The 25,625-nt window shown below is 50.4% G+C and carries 22 protein-coding genes; 10 read left to right on the top strand and 12 right to left on the bottom strand.

Features of this window, described 5'->3' with window-relative positions; genetic code table 11:
• Nucleotides 1-26: 26 nt before the first annotated feature.
• The 6 genes from EYB31_RS02210 to EYB31_RS02235 form a co-directional block, all read right to left on the bottom strand.
• Nucleotides 27-1,787, bottom strand: a complete 1,761-nt coding sequence (locus EYB31_RS02210) for a hypothetical protein (RefSeq protein ID WP_206105423.1) — start codon at nucleotides 1,785-1,787, stop codon at nucleotides 27-29.
• Between the two features lie 120 nt (nucleotides 1,788-1,907).
• Nucleotides 1,908-2,684, bottom strand: a complete 777-nt coding sequence (locus EYB31_RS02215) for an SDR family NAD(P)-dependent oxidoreductase (RefSeq protein ID WP_131011675.1) — start codon at nucleotides 2,682-2,684, stop codon at nucleotides 1,908-1,910.
• 127 nt (nucleotides 2,685-2,811) lie between these two features.
• On the bottom strand, nucleotides 2,812-3,270 hold the full coding sequence (locus EYB31_RS02220) for a chemotaxis protein CheX (protein ID WP_131011611.1): 459 nt from the start codon (nucleotides 3,268-3,270) through the stop codon (nucleotides 2,812-2,814).
• 246 nt (nucleotides 3,271-3,516) lie between these two features.
• Nucleotides 3,517-4,311 carry an ABC transporter permease gene (locus tag EYB31_RS02225; RefSeq protein WP_131011612.1) on the bottom strand — a complete coding sequence of 265 codons (795 nt, stop codon included), beginning with the start codon at nucleotides 4,309-4,311 and terminating at the stop codon, nucleotides 3,517-3,519.
• Nucleotides 4,295-5,098, bottom strand: a complete 804-nt coding sequence (locus EYB31_RS02230) for an ABC transporter permease (protein WP_131011613.1) — start codon at nucleotides 5,096-5,098, stop codon at nucleotides 4,295-4,297. The genes EYB31_RS02225 and EYB31_RS02230 overlap by 17 nt, the downstream gene beginning before the upstream one ends.
• A complete protein-coding gene (locus EYB31_RS02235; protein ID WP_131011614.1) occupies nucleotides 5,095-6,090 on the bottom strand; it encodes an ABC transporter ATP-binding protein in 996 nt (331 codons plus the stop codon). The genes EYB31_RS02230 and EYB31_RS02235 overlap by 4 nt, the downstream gene beginning before the upstream one ends.
• A gap of 325 nt (nucleotides 6,091-6,415) precedes the next feature.
• Here EYB31_RS02235 and EYB31_RS02240 point away from each other — a divergent pair, with 325 nt between their 5' ends.
• The 3 genes from EYB31_RS02240 (at nucleotide 6,416) to EYB31_RS02250 (ending at nucleotide 10,097) form a co-directional block, all read left to right on the top strand.
• A complete protein-coding gene (locus EYB31_RS02240; protein ID WP_420819410.1) occupies nucleotides 6,416-7,114 on the top strand; it encodes a response regulator transcription factor in 699 nt (232 codons plus the stop codon).
• Complete coding sequence (locus tag EYB31_RS02245) at nucleotides 7,107-9,086, top strand: sensor histidine kinase (RefSeq protein WP_240762002.1); 1,980 nt, start codon at nucleotides 7,107-7,109, stop codon at nucleotides 9,084-9,086. The genes EYB31_RS02240 and EYB31_RS02245 overlap by 8 nt, the downstream gene beginning before the upstream one ends.
• A 204-nt stretch (nucleotides 9,087-9,290) precedes the next feature.
• On the top strand, nucleotides 9,291-10,097 hold the full coding sequence (locus EYB31_RS02250) for an HAD-IIA family hydrolase (RefSeq protein WP_131011616.1): 807 nt from the start codon (nucleotides 9,291-9,293) through the stop codon (nucleotides 10,095-10,097).
• A gap of 160 nt (nucleotides 10,098-10,257) precedes the next feature.
• On the opposite strand, the gene EYB31_RS02255 is transcribed toward EYB31_RS02250, so the two are convergent.
• The 4 genes from EYB31_RS02255 to EYB31_RS02270 form a co-directional block, all read right to left on the bottom strand.
• On the bottom strand, nucleotides 10,258-12,249 hold the full coding sequence (locus tag EYB31_RS02255) for a sensor histidine kinase (protein ID WP_165452158.1): 1,992 nt from the start codon (nucleotides 12,247-12,249) through the stop codon (nucleotides 10,258-10,260).
• A 149-nt stretch (nucleotides 12,250-12,398) separates the two neighbouring features.
• Complete coding sequence (locus EYB31_RS02260; protein WP_131011618.1) at nucleotides 12,399-12,806, bottom strand: hypothetical protein; 408 nt, start codon at nucleotides 12,804-12,806, stop codon at nucleotides 12,399-12,401.
• Nucleotides 12,807-12,959: 153 nt separating this feature from the next.
• Nucleotides 12,960-13,517 (bottom strand): PadR family transcriptional regulator, encoded by a 558-nt coding sequence (locus EYB31_RS02265; RefSeq protein ID WP_131011619.1) that lies wholly within the window; start codon nucleotides 13,515-13,517, stop codon nucleotides 12,960-12,962.
• Between the two features lie 20 nt (nucleotides 13,518-13,537).
• On the bottom strand, nucleotides 13,538-15,049 hold the full coding sequence (locus tag EYB31_RS02270; RefSeq protein ID WP_131011620.1) for an MDR family MFS transporter: 1,512 nt from the start codon (nucleotides 15,047-15,049) through the stop codon (nucleotides 13,538-13,540).
• Between the two features lie 210 nt (nucleotides 15,050-15,259).
• On the opposite strand from EYB31_RS02270, the gene EYB31_RS02275 reads away from it, so the two are divergent.
• The gene (locus tag EYB31_RS02275; RefSeq protein ID WP_131011621.1) at nucleotides 15,260-16,162 is read left to right on the top strand and encodes a LysR family transcriptional regulator; all 903 of its coding nucleotides are present in this window, start codon (nucleotides 15,260-15,262) and stop codon (nucleotides 16,160-16,162) included.
• Between the two features lie 10 nt (nucleotides 16,163-16,172).
• Nucleotides 16,173-16,979, top strand: a complete 807-nt coding sequence (locus tag EYB31_RS02280) for a histidinol-phosphatase (protein WP_131011677.1) — start codon at nucleotides 16,173-16,175, stop codon at nucleotides 16,977-16,979.
• Nucleotides 16,980-17,615: 636 nt separating this feature from the next.
• Here the strand turns inward: EYB31_RS02280 and EYB31_RS02285 are convergent.
• The gene (locus EYB31_RS02285) at nucleotides 17,616-18,704 is read right to left on the bottom strand and encodes a GGDEF domain-containing protein (protein WP_131011622.1); all 1,089 of its coding nucleotides are present in this window, start codon (nucleotides 18,702-18,704) and stop codon (nucleotides 17,616-17,618) included.
• A gap of 281 nt (nucleotides 18,705-18,985) precedes the next feature.
• On the opposite strand from EYB31_RS02285, the gene EYB31_RS02290 reads away from it, so the two are divergent.
• The 5 genes from EYB31_RS02290 (at nucleotide 18,986) to EYB31_RS02310 (ending at nucleotide 24,312) form a co-directional block, all read left to right on the top strand.
• The gene (locus EYB31_RS02290; RefSeq protein ID WP_131011623.1) at nucleotides 18,986-19,924 is read left to right on the top strand and encodes a cation diffusion facilitator family transporter; all 939 of its coding nucleotides are present in this window, start codon (nucleotides 18,986-18,988) and stop codon (nucleotides 19,922-19,924) included.
• Between the two features lie 196 nt (nucleotides 19,925-20,120).
• On the top strand, nucleotides 20,121-21,818 hold the full coding sequence (locus tag EYB31_RS02295) for a spore germination protein (protein WP_131011624.1): 1,698 nt from the start codon (nucleotides 20,121-20,123) through the stop codon (nucleotides 21,816-21,818).
• Entirely contained in the window at nucleotides 21,766-22,887 is a 1,122-nt protein-coding gene (locus EYB31_RS02300) for a GerAB/ArcD/ProY family transporter (RefSeq protein WP_131011625.1), read from the top strand. The genes EYB31_RS02295 and EYB31_RS02300 overlap by 53 nt, the downstream gene beginning before the upstream one ends.
• On the top strand, nucleotides 22,856-24,088 hold the full coding sequence (locus tag EYB31_RS02305; protein WP_131011626.1) for a Ger(x)C family spore germination protein: 1,233 nt from the start codon (nucleotides 22,856-22,858) through the stop codon (nucleotides 24,086-24,088). Before EYB31_RS02300 ends, EYB31_RS02305 begins: the two co-directional genes overlap by 32 nt.
• Before the next feature lie 23 nt (nucleotides 24,089-24,111).
• Nucleotides 24,112-24,312, top strand: coding sequence for a CLC_0170 family protein (locus tag EYB31_RS02310; protein WP_131011627.1), 201 nt, complete (start codon nucleotides 24,112-24,114; stop codon nucleotides 24,310-24,312).
• Nucleotides 24,313-24,463: 151 nt separating this feature from the next.
• Here EYB31_RS02310 and EYB31_RS02315 read toward each other — a convergent pair whose 3' ends face one another.
• Nucleotides 24,464-25,591: a glycoside hydrolase family 88 protein gene (locus EYB31_RS02315; RefSeq protein WP_131011628.1), complete on the bottom strand. Its 1,128-nt coding sequence runs from the start codon at nucleotides 25,589-25,591 to the stop codon at nucleotides 24,464-24,466.
• Between the last annotated feature and the right edge of the window lie 34 nt (nucleotides 25,592-25,625).

A 25,625-nucleotide genomic window follows, 5' to 3' on the forward strand; every position in this document is an offset into this window, starting at 1 on the left:
ATTACACAACCGGTAGTTTAGCCTCATTATTCCTTGTTGCCGGAACCCGAATCGTCCTCCGGAGTCTTTAAAGATTCCCGTCTGGCTGAAGCGCCGAGATCCAACAATTTCTCCTTCGTTGGAGCGGCTTCATTCACTGAGTAAATTCGCTGTATCGCCTCATTGTCTTTGCCTGAAGTCGATACGGCAATGACTTGGCGTTCATCCACGAACGAACGGATCTGCTGAACAAGGTGAGCAAGCAAATCGTCGGCTTTGTGCATGCTGAGTATATAACGCGGGCTCGACATATTTCCGGCTCCCGAGCCTACAAGCGTGCTTGAAACAAGCTTGGTCGCGTATAGCCAAGGGCTGAACGAACTGCGGACAATCGTATTTTCGCTTCTCGTCGAATCGGTGATCGCCATTCCGACGGAAAACTTGGATTCCGTATACGTTCCTTCTCCTTGGAATTGAATAAGGTAACTCGTAAAATGCATTTCCGACCAATATAAATGGGCCAAAATAATTGCCGAAGTTCCAAACAACCATAAATTAAGCGGATAAAAAACCTCTTTAAAAAATATGCCTAAGGAATACTCAGCAGCATTCGCGCTGTAAAAGAAAAGCAGAAGTGACGCACAGACAACTGCAATATGCCCCCCGACAGAAATCCATAATCTCATATTTTGGAGGAGTTTCGGATACGGTATCGGCTCATAAACCGGCTGTGTTTCCTGAATGGTATCTCCTCGGAAGCTGCCTTTGTCCATGCTGCCTTCCATGTTTAATTTCGGCGCCAGCTCTCGGTATACCCGGTTCGGGTACTCCATATACCGCAGGTTCGCCATCTCCATATCCAGAGACCGGAAAAAATCTTGCGGGTGAACGTTTTCCTGCCAATGCTCCCTGAATTCGGACACCTCCGTGAGCGGGTCGTACATTTCAGCTCGTCGTTTAGAGATGAGAATGGCGCAGACCAGAACGGCAATCTGAAGCAGAAACAATATAATTAGCGGCAGCGTCGGCTGTATCGGAGCTTCCGGAATCGTGACATCCCTGCGTATCAGCATTTCCCCAATCGTCGGTAATACCAGTGAGAAAATCGATACCAGGTATACATTGCGGCGCTTGCCGAAAATAAGCTGGTGGTTATTGATTTTCTGAAACGTCGGAGCGTTAAACAGCCAGATCCCCAGACACACGAGCAGCAAGACGACGCCGAGCCATTGTCCAAGCGCAGTTTGCGTAATGGATGTCAATCCGAGGAAACCCGACACAAGCGATAATATGTATACGCCAAGCCACAATAAAGCAAGTCCGGTGTTTTCAGTGACGATATGAAGAAAATTTCGCATAGAGTAAGGCAGAAATAAAAGTTTTGGGAAAACGCTGTACAGCATCCGGTCGAGCAGCGTTATCGGTTCGAGAAACGTAATGTTCTTGCGCCCGGCCATCATCTGATCCAATTCGCTGGCTTTGTACACCACATTCCGCTCAAGCGAATGCTTTTCGCTTTTAGTCTGATTTTTGCACAAGCTTACAGGAACATCCCTTCCGATATAAAATCGGAACACCTTCATCAATCCTCTAACGATGTGTGAGACACCAAGCGATAAAAATAATAAGCTTAAAATTAAATGCACCCAACTCGACAGAGCCGCATGATCGATGATTTGCTTTTTCATCAGCAAGACCGATATGACGCTAGTTACCGAAATAAATGTTCCGCTAATTAAGTAAAGCATCCCTTCACGTTTGAATGGGTTCTCAATGTCGGGAGTGTTGGATCCGAATTGAAAAGACATCTCGCTCCTCCTTTATCAATAAATTACCATATAATAAAGTATTATGCAGCATAAGAGCGAAATCGACAACCATCCGTTGTTTATTTGGCTTCGGAGCTTTACATTTAATCCGCCGCCCTGCTATTTCTTATTAAGCAGCTTATAGGCGATGCCGTCGAACAATCGCGGAAACAGCTGGTACAGCTTGACGCCAAAGCTTGCGGTGAACGGAATGTTCACCTCGGGAATGCCCCGTTCGATCGCTTCGATAGTCCGATCCGCCACCTGCTGCGGCTTCAGCATAAACCAGGCGACGTTTTTCACGTAATTTCCCGAAGGATCGGCCCGGTCAAAAAAAGGTGTGTCGATCGGTCCCGGATTTACCGCAGAGATAGATACGCCGGTGCCGACAAGCTCCTGGCGTAAGCAATTGGTCATGCCAAGCACGGCATGTTTGGTGGCCGAATAACCGGATGATTTGGCCGAACCGATCTTGCCCGCCATGGAGCCGATATTGACAATGTGGCCGCTTCCGGCCGCAATCATCCCCGGAAGCACGGCTTTCGTGCAGCGGACAACCCCCATGTAGTTGACGTCCATCATGCTTTCGAATTCAGTTAGCGGAGCGTCAACGAACCTCTCGAACACGCCATAACCCGCGTTATTGATCAATATATCAATACGTCCGTGCTTTTCCGTCACCTTCCGCATCGTCTCTTCAACCTGCTGCGCATCGGTCACGTCCAGCACATGCGTTTCATGCGGTTCGACGATCTTCGCCGTTACGTCCCGCAGCTTTTCCTCCGAGCGGGCCATCAGTATCGGCAACGCCCCCTTCTGTGCCAGAACTTGCGCCATCAGCGCGCCGATGCCGCTTGAAGCCCCCGTTACAACAGCGATCTTCCCTGCGATATTCATCTCAACCGACCTTTCTTTCCATTTTTCCGCCAACCAAAAAAGCGGACAGCCGCAAGGCTCTGGGCCCGTTCAGCTCTCCACTTTAGAATGAAACCATTCTGGTCAAACTATCCATTGCACAAAGGTCTTAAGTGACCAGCACTTGAATGTCCAGCTCTCCGATGCCATCCATAATCAAAGGAATGGTCAGCGCTTTTTTTGGAACAAACCCGGCAGCATTCGCCGAATGCATGATCTTTGGCGGGGTAATATCGACTCGCACGCCCTGATTGAACAACATCGTACTGGCATTGCCGCTAATCATGTTGCCAAGCTCGGAAATCGCGCTGCGGCTCATCTCATCCATCTCTGTAACGATAAAACCGCCCATCATTGCAGATACCATACGAAGCGCCACCTCTTCGTGGATGCCAAAGACGATATCTCCCTGCATCTGGCCGGTCATGCCAATCTGAATCCATATATATTTTTCAACTAGTTTCACGTCTTTAATGCCAAGCTTACCTGTGGATGGACGCACATTTGCCACTTGTTCAATCACGATACGTGCAGATTCCAAAAAAGGATTGATATACTCCGCCTTCATAAACTTATCGGTCCCCTTTTTCGATAATATCAGAATTTGTAAGTTTCAGCGAAACCGAACCATCTGATATTGCAAGAAAAACTTCATTTAAGACACAAACGCAGCCTCGTCGTAAAGCTTCGATCGGTAGTTTTTCTTACAAAATGCGAGCTTTTTTCACATTTCTTGTCCGTTGGGGATAATTATACCTAATTTTACCTCGCAAGTATACCATTTTTATGAAAATGATTGTGAAAAACTTGCAAATTACATGCGCAGCGAAATCATATTTCCCGAGCTGTATCTCCGCAAGCCGGTATAGAAAAACCACGTGGCGAGCAGCGCTAACGCGGCCGCCATCCCCAGCGCTCCAAACAGAAAAGGCAGCTCCACCCGCTTGATTAAGCCAATCGGAAGATAGCTGATAAAACCCGCAGGGATGACCGTAAACAGCATTAATTTGCCCAGACCTTTAAAAATATTGGTCGGATATGTCGCAAAAGCGAGAACGGCATTTAACATTTGCTGGCCGATTCCCTCCGCATTGCCCATATAAAAAGCGAGCGAATGCACAATCACCATAAAAAATATGTAGATTGTCATCGTAATCGCCAGCGCCAGCGCAAATTTGAGCAAACCCGCCGCCGTCAGCTGTCCGAACATGACAAACAAAATGACAGCGAACAAAAAATCCCCGATCGCGCTCACCGACATCCGGCTGACCAGAATGGAAAGCAGCACCGGCTTGGGCTGTGCCATGTAGATGTCAAGTTGTCCGCCCGCCACCAGCGACGAGAGCCGGAAAGCGTTGCCGAACAACGATGCGGCAAGTCCGAAGCCCCCGGCGCTGATTGCCCACATCATCATCACGTCGCGGAAATCCCAGCCGTTCACAACCGGGAAGCGATGGAAATATACGCCCCAGAACAATACCCATACGGTATTGTTAAGAATCATCATACCTGCCGTCAGCAGGAAGCTGATCCGGAATTCCATCGCGCCGGCCAAATTCAGCTTCCAGCAAGTAAGCACAAATCTTATCGTATTAACCGCCGTTAACATTGAGTTTGCCCACCCCTTTCCTATAGACGGCCGCCACCCCCAAGGAGAGGACAGCGATCCAAATCAGCTGAACGCCGATCATTTGCGCCATGCCGCCAAGGTCGAAATGCACCGCCGTTTTTGCCGGAAAATAAAGCACCGTCTGAAACGGCAGCCACGAGCATATATGCTGCAGCGTTTCCGGCATCAGCTCCAGCGGCATCAGCATTCCGCCGATCGTAAACAGCAGCTTGTTGTACACGAATTCGATGCCTCTTGTTTCTTCAACCCAGAATGCGCATAAAGCGATCAGCATGCCAAGCATGAATTGAACGGTCATCGCAAACAAAGATACGACCGCAAAGCCGGCCCATCCTCCTCCGAAATGAGGCAAGCCAAATGCCAGGAAGCCGATCAGGAAACCTACGGCCACATTGACAATCAGTCTGACGGCCATCTCCCCCATAAAGGTCACATATTGCATGGCGATGTAATTGACCGGACGGATCAGCTTGTAGCCGATATCCCCGCTTTTCACCTCATCTTCGATCCGTAAAGGAAGGCTTGGCGTCGCCATCGTCAGCGCTTCGGCAAAAATAATGTACCAAATTAACTCCGGATAACTGTAACCGGCAATCCTCTCGGTCCCCTCCCCTTGAAACGTCACCCGCCAAAGCTGGAGGAAGATGTACATGATCAGCACCAGAAAGATGGTCCGCACCAAAAAATCGTATACATACGCCAAATGGTTCCGCAAGGAAATTCGTCCGATCGCCGCATATTTCAGCGTTCCCGTGAGCAGCCTCATAACACGCCCACCCCGGCTTTCCGCGCGTAGATATGAGTGATGATTTCCTCCATGGACGGATCTTCTATGGTCACATCTTGGATGCGGCATGCGGCGACGATACGCGCAAGCACGGCTTCCATCGAGACACGCCGCGTATCAACGGCAAGCCGCATCGTCTGGCCCGTATGCTCCACCGTTTCAACTCCCGGCATCGAGAGCGGTTCGCTGTCCTCCAGAAGCTGCAGGCGGATCGACTTATGCGTCAGCAGCTCGCGTTTCATCGTAGCGACATCCTGGTCCAATATGAGCTGGCCGTGATTGATCACGATCGCCCGCTTGCACAACTGCTCAATGTCACCGGAATCGTGTGATGTCAGAAACACCGTTGTCCCTTCCTCACGGTTCATCTCCAAAATCAGCTGGCGGATTTTATGCTTAACTACCACGTCCAGACCAATCGTCGGTTCATCCAGAAAGACGATATTTGGCCTGTGCAGCAGCGCCGCCGCCAATTCGCAGCGCATCCGTTCTCCGAGGGACAACTTGCGTACCGGGATATTCATATACGGACCTATTTCGAACCGTTCGACCAAATCTTCTTGTCTTTTTGCAAAATCCATCCGGTTCAGCTCGTAAATACGGCTCATCAGCTCAAACGAGTCGGCCGCAGGCAGATGATACCACAGCTGCGATTTTTGCCCGAACACCGAGCCGATATGAAACGCCAGCCGTTTCCGGTCCGCCCAAGGCTTGCAGCCAAGCACCTCGGCGCTGCCGGAGGAAGGGTGGAGAATCCCCGTCAGCATCTTGATTGTTGTTGATTTGCCTGCCCCGTTGGGACCCAGGAAAGCCAACGTCTCCCCTTGCTCCACGGAAAAATCCAGCGGGTGCACCGCGGTTTTCACCATCGTCTCCGGCTTGAAAAGCGATTTTAAGCTGCTTGTGAACCCCGCCGATTTCTTTTTGACAACAAAACATTTCGTTAAACCCTGCACCCGTATGGCCGACATATGCCGTCCCCCTCCCGCTTCAACTTATTAAAGCAACAAAGACCCCGTGCAGTTTCGCCATAACGGCGGAACTTGCGCGAGGTCTTTTAATTCCTACGGTGTAACGCGGCTATTGCCCGGCGTCGGCTTCGCTTGGTCCGTCTAGATCGACGGTTCCCTAGAAACCCTTCCACTAATTGTTATATATTACCACGGAGGACAAATGGCTGACAACAGTAAAATATGTCTTTATCCCTTGATTTAAGATTTGCTTAAGAATTAACAGAACGATTTGTTAAGAATCGGCGTCTATAATGATGTTATGAGCCGGTAAGGAAAGGAGAAGATGCGATTGCGTCCGCAAACGATACTTCTGGTTGACGACGAAAAAGACATTATCGATCTGCTGGAAATTTATTTGAAAAATGAAGGTTATCGGCTGCTTCGCGCGGGCAACGGATTCGAGGCGCTTGAGGTGCTGCGAAAAGAGGAAATCGACCTCATTATCCTTGATATTATGATGCCGAAAATGGACGGAATGGAAGCTTGCATCAAAATCCGCGAGCAGAAAAACATGCCGATTATTATGCTGTCGGCCAAAAGCCAAGACATGGATAAAATTCTCGGGCTCAGCACCGGTGCCGACGATTACGTGACGAAACCGTTTAATCCGCTGGAGCTTGTAGCCCGCATCAAATCTCAGCTGCGCCGTTATACGCGGCTTAATGTTCCGCGGGAAAACAAAGAAGAAGAGATCGAAGTCGACGACCTGTTCATCAATACCTCCACCCGCGAAGTGAAGGTCGACGGCCGGGATGTCAAGCTGACTCCCCGCGAATTCGCGATATTGGAGCTGCTGGCCCGGCACCGCGGAAAGGTGTGGAGCATCGAGAAAATTTACGAAACCGTGTGGGGAGAAGCCTTTTTTGAGTCGGACAACACGGTGATGGTACATATCCGCAAAATCCGGGAAAAAATCGAGGAACAGCCGCGCAAGCCCAAATTTATAAAAACCGTGTGGGGGGTTGGCTACAAAGTTGATTAATCATAAAAAGCAGCTGCCTGAAGATTATTTCGCGGAACCGGCTCCGAAGTCCCGTTTTCCGTTTCATGTGTTTCCTTTTTCTCTGCTGAGACGTTTGTTTAATCTGTTTCCGTTTTCTTTGCTGAAACGCTTCTATCGGATGTTCCGCAACAATGTGGAGATGAGCATCCGGCTTCAGCTGGTCATCACTTTCGCCTTTTGCCTTGTCTCTTCACTTATCATCTACGCCATATCTTCCAACATTTTTGGCGAAATGAACCGTTCGCCGGTCATTGATTACACGATGGGCATCAACCGCATCGATGACGAGGCCAGAACGTTGGTGCGCTGGATGGATGAGGATATCGCGGAGCTTCGCAACGAATACGGCGAACCCGACGACGAGGATTCCACTGAAGCGGAAATGACCGGAAAAGCCGCACCGGCGACCCCATTGGTCCCGTTGGCGCCTGCCGTTCCGGCGGTACCGGAGAATGCCGCGGCAGCTCCAGGATCCGGAGGACAGTCCGCTCCCGCAGGTGCGGCGAATTCCGCCGCAGCTCCAGGGCAGGCCGGTGCCGCTAGCGTGAATTCCGCACCGACGGCGGCAACGACCGGGCAGACCGCTCCCGTTGGCGCAGTGAATTCCGCCGCTACACCCGGCACGTCCGCCGCAGCGGGATCGGCGACCGCCGCGGCAGTCTCCCCTGTCCTCCCGCCCGCCCCTTGGCCTGGCGGCAGCACGGCGGTGTCGAAGAAAGCCGCGGCAAACCGCCAGCAGGACGAGCAATGGAGGAAAAAGCGCATTGAAGAACATATACGCCACCTGGTCCGCGACAATAACTATAAGGTGCTGCTCACCGATTTGGAAGGAAGAGTCATCTATCGCACCGACAACGCTGCGGAAACAACGGTCGACGTGCATAAGATCATCAAAAAAGCGATGGACGACCGGGTCAACCGCTCGGATACACGCAAAGAGTTTGCCAGCTTTTATCCCGTCAATTACGACGGCCGCAAATCGTACCTGATCGTATCGGGCATCCCCGATCCGCACATTACTTACCGCAGGGAGGACAGCCCGCTCTCCTGGCTGACCGCGATTGCCGGATTTATTCTGCTGTTCTACTACTTGTCGCGCCGCAAAATGCGCTATATCGAAGACCTCGCTTCCGGGATGCGGATCATCTCGACCGGCAATCTGGAATACCGCATGATCGAACGGTCCAAAGACGAGCTTGGCCGGCTTGCCGCCGATATGAATTTCATGGTTTCCGCACTGCAGCGCAAAATTGAGGAAGAACGGCGCGCTGAACGCGTGAAAAACGAGCTGATTACTAACGTGTCTCACGATTTGCGCACACCGCTTACGCTGATCATGGGTTATTTAAGGCTGCTCCACGACAAAAAATATGAAAACGACGAACAAGCAGCCAGCTTCTTGTCTGTCGCCTATCAAAAATCGGAAAAGCTGAAGGTGCTGATCGACGATCTATTCCACTACACCAAGCTGGCCAACCATGACATTCCGATGAACAAAGACAACGTCTGCCTGAATGAAATGCTCGAGCAGCTGCTTGAGGAATACGTCACGCTGGCGGATGAAGAGCAACTTCAGATTGTCCGCCAACTGCCCCATGACAAAATGGTCGTGCACATCGACACGGACCAGGTAATTCGTGTCTTCGACAACCTGCTTGCCAATGCGGTGAAATACAGCTTAAAACCCGGAGTCATCACCGTTCAAATGGTGAAAGAAGCCCGGTACGTCGTCGTGCGGATCAGCAATCAATGCGAAGGGCTCTCCCAGGAGGAACTCGATCGGCTGTTCGAACGCACTTACCGTGTGGACAGCTCCCGCTCTTCGGAAAGCGGCGGTTCCGGATTAGGGCTGGCTATCGCCAAAAGCATCGTTGAAGCCCATCACGGCCACATCTGGGCGGAAACGGACGGAAACCGCATCCACTTCTATGTAAGATTAAGCTTGGCTTGATGGATCGCAATCCCGCGGACAGTGGAGGCGCTGGACAAGTGAACGCGGCATGTACCAATCCTACTTCCGGTCGCTGATCGTCCCTGAATTCCCTGGCGTCCCCCACGTTCCTTTCTTGCCACAACCGCACCTATGCATTACAGTAAAGAAGGTAATTACCTTACTGTCAAACTTAAGGCCGGTCCAAGAAAGGAACATTTTCCGATGACATACGGATTTTTGCTTGATCTCGACGGGACGTTATACAACGGGCATCACCCGATTCCTCATGCCGCCGGTTTTATCGAATGGCTGCAGCATAAAGAGTACCCTTATCTGCTCGTCACGAACAATTCGTCGCGCACGCCGCACGAAGTGACCCGGCATCTGCTGGGCCTTGGCATCCGGGTGCCTGAATCGGCCGTATTCACTTCTTCGCAGGCAGCCGCCTTGCACTTGGGAGCAGCCGATTCCAGCGGCAAACGGCGCGTATATGCCATCGGTGAAGCCGGACTGATGACGGCACTGGCCGAAGCGGGCTTCGAGCTGACGGAAACCGATCCCGATTACGTAGTGCAAGGCATCGACCGCGAGTTTACGTATACCAAACTGGCGGCGGCCGTCAAACATATTCGCGCCGGCGCGCCGCATATTTTGACAAATCCGGACCTGCTGCTGCCGTGGAACGGCGAACTGACTCCGGGAGCCGGTTCGATCGCCGCTTCGATACAAGCGTCTTCGCAAGCCGAGCCGGTTGTGATCGGCAAACCTTCGCCGGTTATTATGAACTTGGCGATTGCCCGGCTTGGACTGCCGGCGGAGCGCATTTGGGCCGTCGGCGACAACATGCTCACCGACATCCGCGGCGGCGCCGCAGCCGGCTGCCGGACCGCGCTGGTGCTGACGGGACTGGCCACCAAAGAAAACGCGGCGGCGCAAATTGCCGCTGCCGGTGTCCAGCCCGACGTCATCTGCGACGATTTGGCCGCTTTCAGAGAGTTGTTGGAGCAGTTGCCTGCAAACAACGTTTAATGCAGCTTACACCTTAAGAAAACTTCCAGCGAAGTCTTTCCATGATGAGCGCCAGAATTGCAGCTGAAGTTTGGTCTTGCACATCCTAATAAAACATGCAAAAAAACCGGGGATCGCTGAGTGCAGCGTTCTCCGGTTTTTGCATTTGGCATGATCCATGTCATGTGGTATCAACGACAGGCAATGTAAAATAAAATTGGCTGCCTTGTCCCGGCAAGCTCTGAACCCCAATCTCGCCGCCGTGCCCTTCGACAATTTCTTTGGCAATCGCCAGTCCCAAACCGCTGCCCTGCGATTCGGCCTCCTTATAATTCCGGCGAAAAATATGCGGCAGACGCTCCGGGCCGATACCCGGACCGTCGTCGCCAATTCTGACAGCAACCGAACGGATTCCGAGCGATGCGTGCAGCGTAATGGTTCCGCCCGCAGGGGTATAGGCGCATGCATTTTGCACCAAATTCAAAATTACCCTTTTCATTAAATGCGGATCGATCTGCACGTCCGCATCCGCGCCGTTGGAAGAAATCGCGACCTTGCAGCGTCTGCCGGCATATTCAATATCTGCGGCAACCTCTTGAAACAGATCTTCGATCCAATCCTGAAACATCACCAATTCCAAAACATACGGTATTTGCGCACCTTGGGAACGGCTCAGCTCAAACAGATCATCGATAAACCGGTTGACATCAAGCACTTTACCGTACACTTTGTTGAGCAGCCGTTCCTGCTGCCCCGGTTCCGCGGCCAGTTTATATTTCAGCGCGAGAATGCCGCCTTGCACAAAATTGAGCGGATTGCGCACATCGTGAGAAATATTTTGCAGCAGCATTGTCCGCGCAGCTTCCACAATGACCAGCTCGCCATTGGTCCGCCTTAAGTTTTCCGTCTGCTCGGCCACCGTTTTATTTAATGCCTCGTTCCAATCGGTTAACGCATTCATGAGCTGCTGCTTGGCTTCATCTTGAGTCTTGCGCATCTTGGAAATTTGCTCGTACAAAAGCACGGCCATGGTCAAAAATTCGGCGGCAGACCCAAACTGCATGCCAAAGTGAGTAAATACATTGTCGGGCACAAGCCCAAACGACAGCAGATTGCTGGGGCCGCCAATGATAAATAAAGGCAAAATGGAGCCGGACACGTACCAGGCCAGCCGGTTTCCTTTTACCGCGCAAGCAATAATTACGGACGGAACGATAAGAATGCCCGCGGATTTAAACCAAGATAAATAATAGGGAATTCCGCCTGAATACACCATAAGCGCGCACAACACGCTGATAGGACACAAGACGAGCATCAACCTGCACACCCTGCCGGCCAAAGGCGCGTATTTGTCCGGCTCCAGCATTTTTCGAATCGCCATAAAACCAAACCAAAGGCTCAGCAGAAAAAAGAAATCGTATGCGCTCGACGGACCGTTAAACCAATAGATGCCCCGCGAGTCTGCCATCAACAGGTCCGGTCCCATAAACTGCCGGGCCAGTCCATTCCATATAAACTGCGAAGCGGAATAACTGGCGATATAAAATATGTAGTAAAGATACGCCGAATTGCGGATGGATCTGTATAGGGTATACATATAAACGATGATAATGACAATCATCCCGTAATATAACCCATACAACAAAAACTCCAGATGGATGGCGTCATACGTAGCGGAGGGCTCCGTCAAGCTCAGGGGCACGATCATCGAACCGGAAGTTTCCAGTCGCATATAAATCGTCGTAAGTTGTCCTGAAGGCAAATTAAGCGCAAACGCAGGATAATTCCGATTCAAAGGTTCGACTGAGACAGGGGCAAACAGCTCCGCTTTATCCAGCAGCGGGTTTTGCAAACCGATTTCCCAGTTGGGCTTGGAGGAGCCGTTGCGGATTTGCATCTTCACCCAGTAGACCGGCGAGCCAAAACCAAAGGAAGATTGACCTGTCGCCGGGCGAAACCGTTCCTGCAAAACTTGCGACTGCACATCATCCAGCGACCATTGCCGATCGGGGTCTGCCAATATACTCATATGTGTGTTCATCGAATACATCAGCTTACTATCCGAGGTGACAAGCTCCGGGATCTCACCTTCGCTTCTCGCGTTTGCCGAAGCAACGCCATAAATTAAGCTTAGCACACAGAAACTGACGAATAGGAAGCGGATGATGCGCATGACCTCAGTTTCCTCTCCAAGTTCCAATCTAGCCGACATGAAGGATCGAAAATACACACATGACGGAAATGCTGATGACCGCCACAGCCGGAACGCACCACTTCAAATAAGCGTGTAGTTCTTCCTAACGCCGGTTATTCGTATTCAAGTTACTCTGCGTCGTAATAAGTGAATTGCCAATCGTTTTCTTTGGATTTCCAGCAGGTCGGGTTATCGATCTTATCAAGTTTTGTTCCGCTTGGAAACTTGATCGTAATCTCCTTGCTTTCTCCAGGGGCCAAATGAACTTGAATATTTTCGCAATAAGCTTCGGTAGACACCTCTTCGCCGGCGTCATTGGACATCGAAAGCGTCATATCTACACGGTCGACGGTTTCGATATGCTTATCGCCGGTGTTTTCAATGATTCCCGTCGCTACCAGGATTTCGTCTTCATCGTAAGACAACCCGGTAACGGTAAAATCCATGGAAGCATCGGCAAACGCTACGGCCGACGTCCCCAACATCGCGGCGCATAACGCCGCACTGAGCAACAGCTTTTTCACAACATGTTTCATTACAAGACCTCCGATTGGTATTTGCTCGTCCAGAGCATGGTTGCAAGCTTAGCAAGCTCAGGTTAAATTGAGGTAAATTGCAAAATTTTTGTTGTTTTAAAAACCAACAAAGGCTGCGCTTGTGATAGCGCAGCCTTCATGCAAATCTCTTATTCAGTTTAACGGCGAGCCAATCTCCTTCAGCCTGCCGTTTTTGGCGTCCTCAGCCAGCCGCTCCAGCCACTTCAGCTCGGTTAACGAATGTTCGTAAAAACCGTACATCATATGGAGCACGCTGCGCGGCACCGTCGGGATATGCTCTTCGTACAATTCCTTGGCCATGTCGGTGCGTTCCCGCAATGCGACGATTTTGGCCTTCAGCAGCTCATATATTTTAGCTTGATCGCCGTTGTGGGCAAACACCAATGCCGCTGAAAGCGGATGAAATACGCTGGTTGCCTGCTTAAACTGCTCCAGCAGCAGCTTTTGAAATAACGCCTTGCCATCCTCCGTTATCCGATATATGGTCCGATCGGGCCGATTGCCCTCTCGGATCGTCTCGACCACTTCGATGCACCCGTCTTTTTTGAGCCGATCGATGGCGTAATACAACGATCCATCCTGCATCTTGATGTAATGGTGCATGCCGCGGTCCTTCATCATTTGCCGAATTTCGTATGGATGCCGGTTCGCTTCCATCATAAGGCCCAAAATGACCAGTTTGATCGACATCGCCCGCTCACCTCGCCGCTTTATGCTTTTTGCTTTGCGCCTGCGGGGATTTCCATCTTGGCTTTCCCCATCAGCAGTACAAAGACGAGCCCAATGACCGCCATGAAAACCGAGCATTGAAATACGTAAGCGATCGACTCGGCCATTGCGGAAATCAGCTTGTCCAATACGTCATGCGGAATATGCGCTCTGACCTGCGGCTGCAGCAATACGCGCGGATCGCTGATTTGCTGCTGCGCTCCAGCCGCGCTGCCCAGCTTGCTCAATATGCCGTTTTCCATCGCTTTGATCTGGATGCTGCCGAAAATCGTCACGCCTACCGCAGAGCCGATCGTTCTGAAAAAGGCGACAAGACCCGACACGATGCCCCGCTGATGGAATGGAATGCCATGCAGCGCCGAGATCGACACGATAGGAAACGAGGTGCCGATGCCCAGTCCCAGCAAAACCATATAGACGGTCACCAGCCCCCGCGGCGTTCCGGTGCTGATCGTCGACAGCAGCGCTGTCGCCACAATCAGCAAACCTGCCGAAAACAACATGATGTTCCGGTAAGTCAGCTTGCCGATAAAACGGCCGCCAAACATGCTGCTGAGCACCGAACCCAACATCATCGGCGTCAGCACCAGACCGGCGTTGGTCGCCGAACCCTCAAACACGCCTTGCACGAACAACGGAATATATGTCGCTGCAGACAACATGACGGCGCCGTAAAAAAATCCGACGCCCATGCTGGCGGTAAACAGCTTGTTTTTAAACAAAGCAAGCGGGATGACCGGTGAAGCCGCATATTTCTCGATCACCAGAAACAGCACGAACAGCACGGCAAAAGCCGCAAACAAACCGATGATTTGCCACGAACCCCAAGGATACTCCTTACCCCCAAGCTCAAGAGCCAGCATTAAGCTGAGCACAGCGGCGCCAAAAACGATCGTGCCCGCCCAGTCGATCTTTTCTTTCTTCGGCTGGCCGCTGCCGTGATAAAAAATCGAGATAATAATAAACGAAACGACACCTAAAGGCAGATTGATGTAAAAAATCCACTGCCAAGCCACATAATCGGTAAAATAAGCGCCGATCAACGGTCCTAACACGCTGGATAAGCCAAACACGGCCCCGAAGAAACCTTGCATCTTGCCGCGTTTTTCCGGAGGGAAAATGTCGAACACAATGGCAAACGTAATCGGCATTAACGCGCCGCCGCCGATCCCCTGCACGACCCGGTAGATGATGAGCTGAAGCATCGATTGCGAGGTGCCGCAAAGTGCCGAGCCGACCATAAACACGACCAGGCCAAGCAGAAAAAACAGCTTCCTTCCATACATATCCGACAGCTTGCCAAAGATCGGGATGGAAATGACGTTGGCGATCAAATAAGCCGAGAACACCCAAACGAATTTATCCAAACCTCCCAGCTGGCCGACAATCGTCGGCATCGCCGTAGATACGATGGTTTGATCCAAAGCGGACAGCAGCAGCGCGAGCATCAGCCCGGCCACAGTCCACTTCACATTTGATTTGCGCTGATCCATAATCAACCTCCCAAGTTGGTTTAAACAAAATATATCATATACATAAATTATTATATTCAAATTTGAGTATATGACAAGTGCCCGGATGACATTGTTTTCACACATATTTTCATAAACATTGCTGTGGAGCCGAAACTTATTCTATAATGAAAATACATTGTTTTATTTTCAACCTATTTTATCGATTTTATTTGACAAGGGGTGACAGGCATGAACATGAACCAGCTCGAAACACTGCTCACCATCTCCAAAACGATGAGTTTTCGCAAGGCCGGAGAATTGCTGAACCTGACTCAGCCTGCTGTCTCCGCCCAAATCAAAAGCTTGGAGGACGAGTTCAAGACAACTTTGATCGACCGCAACCAGCCGGTGACATTAACCGATAGCGGCAAACTGTTTCTTGAGCATGCCGAGAAAATATTGCATATTGTCGAAGACTTGAAGCAGCGGCTGACCGATCTTCAGCAAACGCCGCAAGGACATATTCATCTGGGCACCACCACATCGATTGCTATGCAAATATTGCCGCGGGTGCTGTCTTATTTCCAAGACCAGTTTCCGCTGATTAAAACGACGATCCATTCCATGACGACATCGCAAATTATGAGCAGTGTGGAAAACGGTGCGGTGGACATCGGAATCACGTATTTGTTCGAAAAAAACCAAGCGCTGGAGTCGTCGGTCTTGTATTACGATACTTTCGAGCTTGTCGTATCCCCCCAGCATCCTCTCAGCGTATATTCGCACATTCCCTTTGAGAAGCTAAACGATATTCCTTTCATCATGCTGTCGCCGGAAACGGCTGGCCGCAGGTTTGTCGATCAGATTTTTCAAAAACTGAAGGTGCACCCGCAGGTCATTATGGAGCTGTCGAGCAGCGAGGAAGTCAAACGGATGGTCGAGCTGGATTTGGGCGCGGCGATCATATCCAAGATGTCCATCTCCAAGGAACTCCGGCTTGGCACTTTGAAAATGCTGAAGGTCAATGAGCTGGAAATCAGCCACCCCGTCGGTGTCGTTTACAAATCGGGAAGATATTTAAGTTCGGCGCTCCACCAGTTTTTGCGAGATCTCAAGGGAATGGATGAACACCAATTTTTCGGTTCGGAGTGATGAGACCATGATAAAATTCGATCTGCATACCCACCACTACAGATGCGGCCACGCCCAAGACGATATCCGCGACTATATTGAATCCGCTATCAAGCAAAACTTAAGCTGCATCGGCATTTCCGATCATTCGCCTTATTTCGGCAGCAAGGTGGACCAAGAGCAGCCAGGCATTGCCATGGCGATCAGCGAGTTTCCCCGCTACATAGAGGAAGTGCTGCGGCTTAAGGAAGAATATAAGGGCAAGATCGACGTGCTGCTTGGCGTCGAATCCGACTTTTTCCCCGAGCACGCGGAGACGTACCGTAAAGTGTATGAGCAATATCCGTTTGACTATATCATCGGTTCGGTTCATTTTGTGGGCGGCGTCAGCATTTTCAACAAAAATCGTTGGAAAGGCTTGTCCGAGGCGGAGCAGGTGCAGCACAAGGAGATGTATTACGATTTAATCGCTCAATCTGCGAGAAGCGGCATGTTCCAATTCCTCGGCCATATCGACGCGATGAAGGGGTTTTATCCTGCTTTTAGCGACATCCAAACTGACAAACTCGATCAAACGCTCAAGATTATCGGCGAATGCCAATTGGCGATTGAAATCAATACCTCGGGCAAAACAAAAGATTGCGGCGGCTGGTATCCATCCGATGCCATTTTGGAAAGAGCGCTTCATTACGGGGTCGAGGTCACTTTTGGTTCCGACGCGCACATTCCAAGCAGAGTGGCCGACGAATTCGAGCAGGTTGCCGCGCGGCTCAAGGACATCGGTTTCGATCATTGGGTTTATTTCAAAAACAAACAACCGCAGCGAGTTGAGCTGTAATTATATATTCCAGCGTGGCCGGTCGATTAGATCGGCTTTTTTTCTTGACAACGATTGAAATTAGTGTATAATAAATAAGATATTTCTTTATGCCTATTCCTCAGAAAGTTCCTCAAATGAATAAAGGTCGACCCATCTTATCAAATTCCAACCATCCATCCTGCAAATGTGCATCATTTGCAGCTATTCCGTGGCGAAGACACGGACGAATTTGTTTTATGGTACTACTGATTCATTCTGGCGCAGTCTAGGAGCTGCAAGGACAATTGAGAGGCAGGGCTTTTGTCGTTTTGGTATACAAACACATGGTTTACTTGTTATTCAATCAGGGATTTTCTCACCTCTTCACCTACTATACATCCAGGTAATACACTTCAGCGCGCAACGCGCTTCACTTATAGGGGATTGAACAGCATAAAGAAGTATTTGTCTCAATAAAAGACAGCCGGCGGAAAAGCGGCTGTCTTTTTCCATTTGCGGATTACGGGCCGGAAAACAAAAAAAAGAGACCCGCCAAACGGTGGCGAGTCTTTCAAATAAATATATTAAAAAGGGGGTCTTGGTTATTATTATAGCCGCCTTACATTGTAAAACGGTAACAGTAATATTTCAATTGTGTAACAAAAATGAAAGCGCTTAACCTACTCTTTCAGCAACCTCTATCCGATTCCGCCCATTTTGTTTGGCTTTATACAATGCCTCGTCGGCGGCATCTAGCAATTCCTCTTGAGGCCATTCGGGAAATGCGGAAATACCGCCCGATATCGTTATGTTAACGTAATCTCCCCGCACATGAAACGCTTTTTGGCTCATACTCCTGCGGATTCGTTCCGCCGCCTGCGCAGCCTGCAGCGAGGAACACCCCGGCAGCAGCACTACGAACTCATCGCCTCCGTAACGTGCCGCCGTGTCTTCCGCCCGCAGCTGCTCGCGGATCCGTTCGGCCACCTCCCGTATTACGAGATCGCCGGTCATATGTCCGTACGAATCGTTGATGTGTTTGAACCGGTCGATATCGATAAACAATACCGACATCGCTTTGCCGCGGCCGGCTGCCAGCCGGACCGTCCGTTCGAGTGCCTGCAGAAAAAAACGCTTATTATACAGTTCCGTTAAATGATCCTTATACGCCTCGTCGCTGAGCGAACGCTGAATCTGCCGGTCACGCTGCATGCCTTGCACAAACATCACAACTAGCGTGCAAACAACGTAACTGAGCGCCATCGCCGCCATCAGCCCTCCCCCGCCTTCGCTTTCGTACGGCCATGAGCTTAACGCTGGAATAAAGCATGCAAAGTGCAGCAGCAAGCCATATAGATATGGGCTCCGGCACGAAGACCGGTCCCGCAAATAAACGGCAATACGGACAAATAAAAGCAGCGCCATCAAAAAGACGATAAGCGTATCGCCATGTTTTAAACCGTGAACAGTTATATGCTGCCCCAGCAGGATTATCGTCCCCGCCCCAAAAACCGCAACCCCCGATTGTCCCATCAGGATTAATATGACAGCCGGCACCAATGGCAGGGCTGCCATCACCTGGTTGGGGATAACCCACGCTGCCGCCCATCCCGCAAGCACCGCAACGGCAACTAGCAAGCCTTGACGCAATCTGGGACTGCTTGGGGCAAATTTATGGTCAAAAAGCCGCCGGCTCCCATAAGATATGGAGAACAGCAAGCCCATTGCGGCAAAAGCAATTCTCATCAGCTGACTCCATTCCATAGCCGGCACCGCCTTTTCATCGAAGGTAACTGCTATATCCTATGTACACGGCTGTACAGCTGCCACAATGGAGGCCACTGAAAAAGCAAACGCTGGCCGCTTCTCCAGCATGATTTCGCTCACGCCGCTACGTTTTCAGCGGCCCCGCCACAATGCAATACTTTTTTTCATTGCAGCATGAAAAAATGTAACGTATAATAAAACTCAAATAATAATATTTCTAAATAAGCGGATTACGATGGCTCAATTCCTTGATTCCGCTCCTTGAGGGGGGAAACCAAATGTATGATTATCATCACTTAAAACATGTCAAAGAGCAAAACACGAGCAAAAAAACACTTTGGATCTCATTGGGACTTACATTCTTTTTTACCATTGTAGAAATCATCGGCGGCATCATGTCGAATTCGCTGGCGCTGCTGTCCGATTCGGCCCATATGATCTCCGACGTCATCGCTTTAGGTTTAAGTATGCTTGCCATTTATTTGGCCACAAGACCTCCGGATGCAAGGTATACGTTTGGGTATTTAAGATTTGAGATCATCGCTTCGTTTCTAAACGGTCTCGCGCTTTGTCTCATCTCGGTGGGCATATTTATCGAAGGTATCCGCCGGTTCATCACACCGGAACAGATCGAGTTTAAACTTATGCTGGTTATCGCCAGTATCGGCTTCATTGTTAACCTGGTGCTTACCCTGGTGCTCAGCCATAGCGCCCATGAAGAAGAGAACCTTGGCGTAAAAAGCGCCTTGTGGCACTTTATCGGCGACCTGCTCAGCTCGCTGGGCGTCATCATCTCCGCGGTGCTGATCTATTTCACCGGCTTGTATTGGTTTGATCCGCTCATCAGTATCGTTATCGGCATCATCATCTTTATCGGCGGCGCCAAAATCATCAAAGAATCGTATTTGATTCTGATGGAGTCCGTGCCGGACCGCTTCGATCTGGACGAAATCCGCCATGCGATCGCTGAAGTGGAAGGTGTCGAGGACGTTCACGAGATGCATCTGTGGGCGGTTTCCACCGGCCATTACTCGCTTACGGCGCATGTGTTTACCGACGACAAAATCCAGCCCTTCTGCATCATCCTGGGGATTAACGAGACGCTGCAAAACAACTTCGGTATTACGCACTCCACCATTCAGATGGAAAATGCAAATATTATGCCGCACGGCGAATACGGCAAGGAATTTTTAAAAAACCGCGAACATCACGATTGAGCTTATAAAAAACAAAATAACGCCCCTTGCGTGCTTTGATGAGCAGATTCCGCTCGCAAAGACGCCATGGGGCGTTTTTGGCTTTATATATGTATTTTTCTCGGAAAACGGGACTTTGGATGCGTTGTAAAATAAAATCGCGGCAGTTGGGGGATTATACCATAATGGATAGTCCAAGGAGAAGGAGGTCATCATTTTGCCGATCTTGCATTCGCTATTCCGGAAACCCAAAAAACAAAACGAACCGGTCATCAAAGTGCCCAATCAAATTTTGGAGCAGTACAAAACCGAGAAAATTTCCGGTCAACTGGAAGATACGGCTAACTTTATCCTTCTTCTGCTTGGCCAAAGCGACGATTTTTCAATGCGGCCCTTTCATGTATTCGGCAAATACCCCGCCGCCATGTTTTATTATTCGAATTTGATCGATCAGGCTTTGATTAATACAGATATCCTGAAACCGTTTATGCAGATTCCTTTTCATCTGGCGGATCAAAATATCAGCATCGACCAGTTGAAGTCTATTTTATTTAACGACGCCGTTTATCACAGCGAGGGAAAATTGGACAGCCGGCTTACCGAATTGATTGGGGCGCTGCTCCGCGGCGAAACGGTTGTTGTCGTGGACGGATTGGACGAGGCCTTCCTGATCGGTACCCGCAATGTCGAGAAACGCGCCATCGACCAACCGGCCACCGAGCAGGTCATTCGGGGTCCGCGCGAAGGGTTCATCGAGCCGCTTGGAACCAATCTCGCATTGCTGCGTTATCGCCTGCAAACTCCCGACTTTCGCATTAAAACAAAAAGTATCGGCCGAATCACAAAATCGAAGGTAGCCATCTGTTATATCGAGGGCATCGTGAATCCCGAGCTCGTGGCTGAAGTGGAGCATAGGCTTTCTACGATCGATATTGACGGCGTGCTGGATGCCGGCTATTTGGAGCAATTTATCGAAGACGATCATTTTACCCCGTTCCCGCAAGTTCAAAATACGGAGCGGCCCGACAAGGCCGTTGCGAATCTGCTGGAAGGCAGGGTTGTCATTTTTGTTGACGGTTCCCCTTTTGCTCTGATCGTGCCGACGGTGTTCAGCCAATTTTATCAAACTGCCGAGGATTACTCGGAACGGTTTTTACTGGTGAGCGCCATACGGTTAACACGTCTTATCGCACTCATCTTTTCCCTGGTGTTTCCCTCCCTTTATGTCGCCGTTATCTCGTTTAATCCCGAGCTGATTCCTACGGAATTCGCTGTTGCCGTCGCCGGCGGAAGGGCCGGCGTACCGTTTCCGTCGGTAGTTGAAGTTCTTGTGATCGAAATCTCGATGGAAGTTTTGCGCGAGGCCACGATCCGCTTACCCCAACAGGTCGGCGGCGCCTTATCCATCGTCGGCGTGCTCGTTATCGGACAGGCCGCGGTCGCTGCCGGTTTTGCCAGTCCGATTACCGTAGTTGTTATTGCGCTTACGACCATCGGGTCTTTTGCGACTCCCGCCTACAATGCGGCGTTGGCTTTACGGCTATTGCGGTTTCCGCTCATTATTTTTGCCGGCATCTTCGGACTTTACGGCGTAATGATCGGACTCATTCTGATCGCCAATCACCTGCTTAAACTAAAATCGTTCGGCGTGCCTTACATGAGTCCGTTAGTACCTAGCGATTATAGCGGAATGAAGGATACGTTAATCCGAAGTCCACTATGGTGGATGAAGAAACGGCCGACGCTGCTTTATACGGGAAATGAGGAACGAATGGCCGGCGATACGATAGACCGGCTAATGCAAACGCCTCGCGACGTGCTCGACCCTATGCAAATCGGAAATGAAAGGAGGAATGCAAGCGATGAAATATCCGCGCCAAATCACAGTGACTCAGGCAGCCGCGATTCTCATTAGCACGATCATCGGAGTCGGCGTGCTGCCTCTCCCTCTTTTTGCCGTTCGGGCAGCAGGCTCGGGAGCGCCTCTGATTACCTTGATCAGTTGTTTTGTCGCTTTCATCGGGCTTTGGCTGATTGCTCTGCTTGGCATGCGTTTCCCGAACCAGACGATCATTCAATACAGCGAAACAATTATCGGCAAATGGCCGGCTCGGCTCGGCAGCGCATTCATCATCTGTTTTTTTGCCATTTTGACCTCACTGACCGCACGGGAATTTGGCGAAGTTGTGGTCGCTTCCGTTCTCCGAAGAACGCCTTTGGAGATTACTGTCATTGTTATGCTCCTCCTGGCATGTTTCTCCGCACGCAACAATATTATCGAGTTTGCCTACCTTCATTATTTTTATTTGCCGCTGCTGCTGGGCCCGGGGCTGCTAATCGTTGTACTTTCGTTAAAAAATGCCGATATGACCAACCTCCAGCCGATTTGGGGAGAATCGCCGCAAACCATGCTGTCGGGTATTTTCACCGTGTCCGCTTTGTTCCAGGGCTCCTTTATTTTCACTATGGTCATTCCAGCCATGCGCCAGCCAACTAAAGCGATGAAAGCAAGCTTTTGGGGCCTGCTGATTTCAGGCGGCTTGTATATTCTGATCACGCTGGCGGCGGTCAGCGTATTCGGTTCCGAGGAGACGAGGAAGCTGTTATGGCCCACCTTGGAGCTCGCTAAAACGACGTCACTGCCCGGAAATATTTTAGAACGTCTGGATGCGGCTTTTCTTGCGGTATGGGTCATTGCCGTATTTACGACGCTGTTTTCCAGTTATTATATAACCATTCATTCCATGAGCTCGCTTTTTCATCTGCGCAATCACAAAATGTTTTCGCTGTTTTTGCTCCCGATTGTCTTTATTCTGGCCATGCTCCCACAGAACGTATTGCAAATGTACGACATTATTGAAAAAGTCGGCCGCATCGGGTTATGGATTACCATTGCCTATCCCGGCGTTTTGCTGGTAATGGCTCTGATTCGAAAGAAAAGTGGAGGCTGCCATGAAAAGCAAACTGCTGACGGCACCAATTAAACCGCTGCTTATCATACTTCTCACCGTACCGTATTTGACAGGCTGCTGGGATAGTCTTGAGCTGGATAAGCGGGCTGTCATATTGGGCATCTCCGTGGATAAAGCAACCGATAAAACAACTAGCAAAGAGAGCGAAACTTCGCATCTCAGAGGAAAATTTCCAGCCCCCGAGAAAGAATTGATCCGGGTAACCGCGCAAATCGCGCTGCCCGGTCAAATTCCGCTGGGTCCGGGAGAAGGCGGCGGTTCAACTGTACGCGGCCAAACCGTATGGCCGATCGAAGTTGTCGGACATACGATCGACGATGCGCTGATGAATTTGCAGCAGCAAATTTCTTCCCGCTTATTTTTCGGCCATTTGCGTGTCATTGTGGTGTCTGAAGCGATCGCCCGCTCAGGTTTGCAGGATCTGAACGATTATTTGCGCAGAAATCCGGAAATACGCCGGACGACCTGGATGCTGATTTCCAAAGGGGATGCCGCCAACTTCATGATAGCAACACCTAGATTGGGCAGGCTGCCGACGTTGTATTTGCTGAATACGATCGATCAGGCTACCAAGATGGGGAAATTCCCAAACGACTTTCTCGGCATTTTTTGGAGCAACGCTTCGAAAATGGGGCAGGAAGGGTACTTGCCTTACATCGAATTGGAGAAGAAAGAAAACGTCGGTATCTCCGGCATCGCCTATTTTAAAGCCGATAAGATGGTTGGTGTGTCCAAACCGCTGGAAATTGCCGCATATATGGGAATCAAAGGAATGAATCCCGCCGGATACCGGAGTTTTGTCAAAGTGGACGGGTTGTCCGGTACTTTCAATCTTTACGCCACCCGCCGCCAATCGAGAATCCGTGTGAGCCAGGAAAACGGACGCCCGACAATTGATATACAATCGTTTATTGAAGTGAATTTGGAAGAGAAACTGAACGAAAGCGTGCTTGTCAGTTCGCCCGATGTCTTAAGAAAAATCGAACAAGCGGACGAGAAAGATGCTAAAAAATTTTACAGCGATGTGATCCGACAAACACAGCAATATGGAACCGATGTTTTCGGATTCGGCGAGTATGTGCGCGCAAAGCAGCCTAAATATTGGAGAGAGCATGTGCAGACGAAAGAAAAATGGCAGGAAATGTATAAGGATTTATCCGTCCATGTCGACGTAACGATCAAAATTCGCCGTATTGGCATGAAAGCACAATAAAAATGGCGGGAGGCTCAACCAACATGCCGATCACATACTCCAGCGATCTGTATTATACGATTGCCCTGTTGCTAGTCACAGGCGGCCTGATCTTCATGATCGATGTAAAATCGTATCAAACCGATGGCAATAAGAAAGAGGAGAAAGCATCTCGTTTCCTTGCCTGGTTTAATATTGTACTCGCCGTGTCTCTGTCGCTTGCAAGCTTGGTTTTTACTTTGTAGGAGAGCCGACTGCCCCATTAACAATAACCGCAGTGTAAAAAAATTTCATATAGAATATGACAAATCAAGCCGGTATTCGGAAAGTCCGAATCCGGCTTGATTCATGGAATTTGATCCTTGTGGAATCTGTCCATTTTGGGGAGGCATTGTGCTATTTTCTTTCGTACCAGTAACCTGTGATGCCCTTTTCCAAACGCAGCAGCGCCTCCAGGTAATAATAGTCGCCCCAGATCATGTAATCGTCCGGCGCATTGTTGCCCCTTACATGGTAAGAGCCATGCATAAGCAATCCTTCAGCCTCAGATTGGCCGATCGTTGCATACTTGTTAACCAAACCTCTCATCGAGCGGTTTAAGCCGTCTTCCAGTGCAGCACGGTCGGCATCTTCCGCAGGCAGAAGCGAGAGCAATTCAAGCAGGCCGGCGGCGGCAATGGCCGAAGCCGAGCTGTCGCGGTACGTATTTTCATCTACCGGCACGTCGAAATCCCAATACACTACATCATCTTCCGGCAGACGTTCCAGGAAGAAGCGCGCAAGCCGTTTGGACGTCTCGAGATAAAGCGGATTGCGGGTGTACCGGTAGGAAAGCGCAAAACCGTAGATGCCCCAAGCTTGTCCCCGCGTCCAGGTCGAGCCGTCGCGGAAGCCTTGATGTGTGCCGCCATGCAGCGAATCCCCCGTCTCGGGATCGAAATAAAAGGTGTGATACGACGAATCGTCGCCGCGGACAAGAAACCGCCGGCTTTTGTCGGCATGAGTCACCGCTGCGTCGCGGTATTTGGCGTCCCCCGTCTGCTCGTAAGCCCAATACAGCAGCGGCAGGTTCATCATGCAGTCGATAATGATACGGCCGCCGTTCACCGGATCCCCTTCCGGTCCCCAAGCTTGAATCAGCTGGGCATTGGGGCGCCAGCGCTTCATCAGCGCATCGGCCGCATCCAAAGTAAGCTTGCGCGCCGCTTCGTCTTTTTCGATGATCCATTGCGCTTTGGAAGAAAGCGAATAAAGGAATCCGATGTCGTGATGATCAAGCTGCTCATGTTTTGCCAGCCGCTGACGGAAGCTCTCGACCGTACGCTCGGCCGCTTCCTTAAACTGCGAATCCCCGGTATATTCATAACAAAGCCACAGGATACCGGACCAGAAGCCGTCCGTCCATTCGGTATTCGGGTTAAGCTCATATTTGCCGCCACCGCTGACATGCGGCATCAAATCGCCAAATCGGCCGATATTCTCGCGGGTGATCCGAACCGCATCTTCAATCGCTTGCTTCCACATACAATAACACTCCTTATAGTTTGGGGTATGAGTT

The organism is Paenibacillus thalictri (genome assembly GCF_004307995.1).
GTDB classification, from domain to species: domain Bacteria; phylum Bacillota; class Bacilli; order Paenibacillales; family NBRC-103111; genus Paenibacillus_AF; species Paenibacillus_AF thalictri.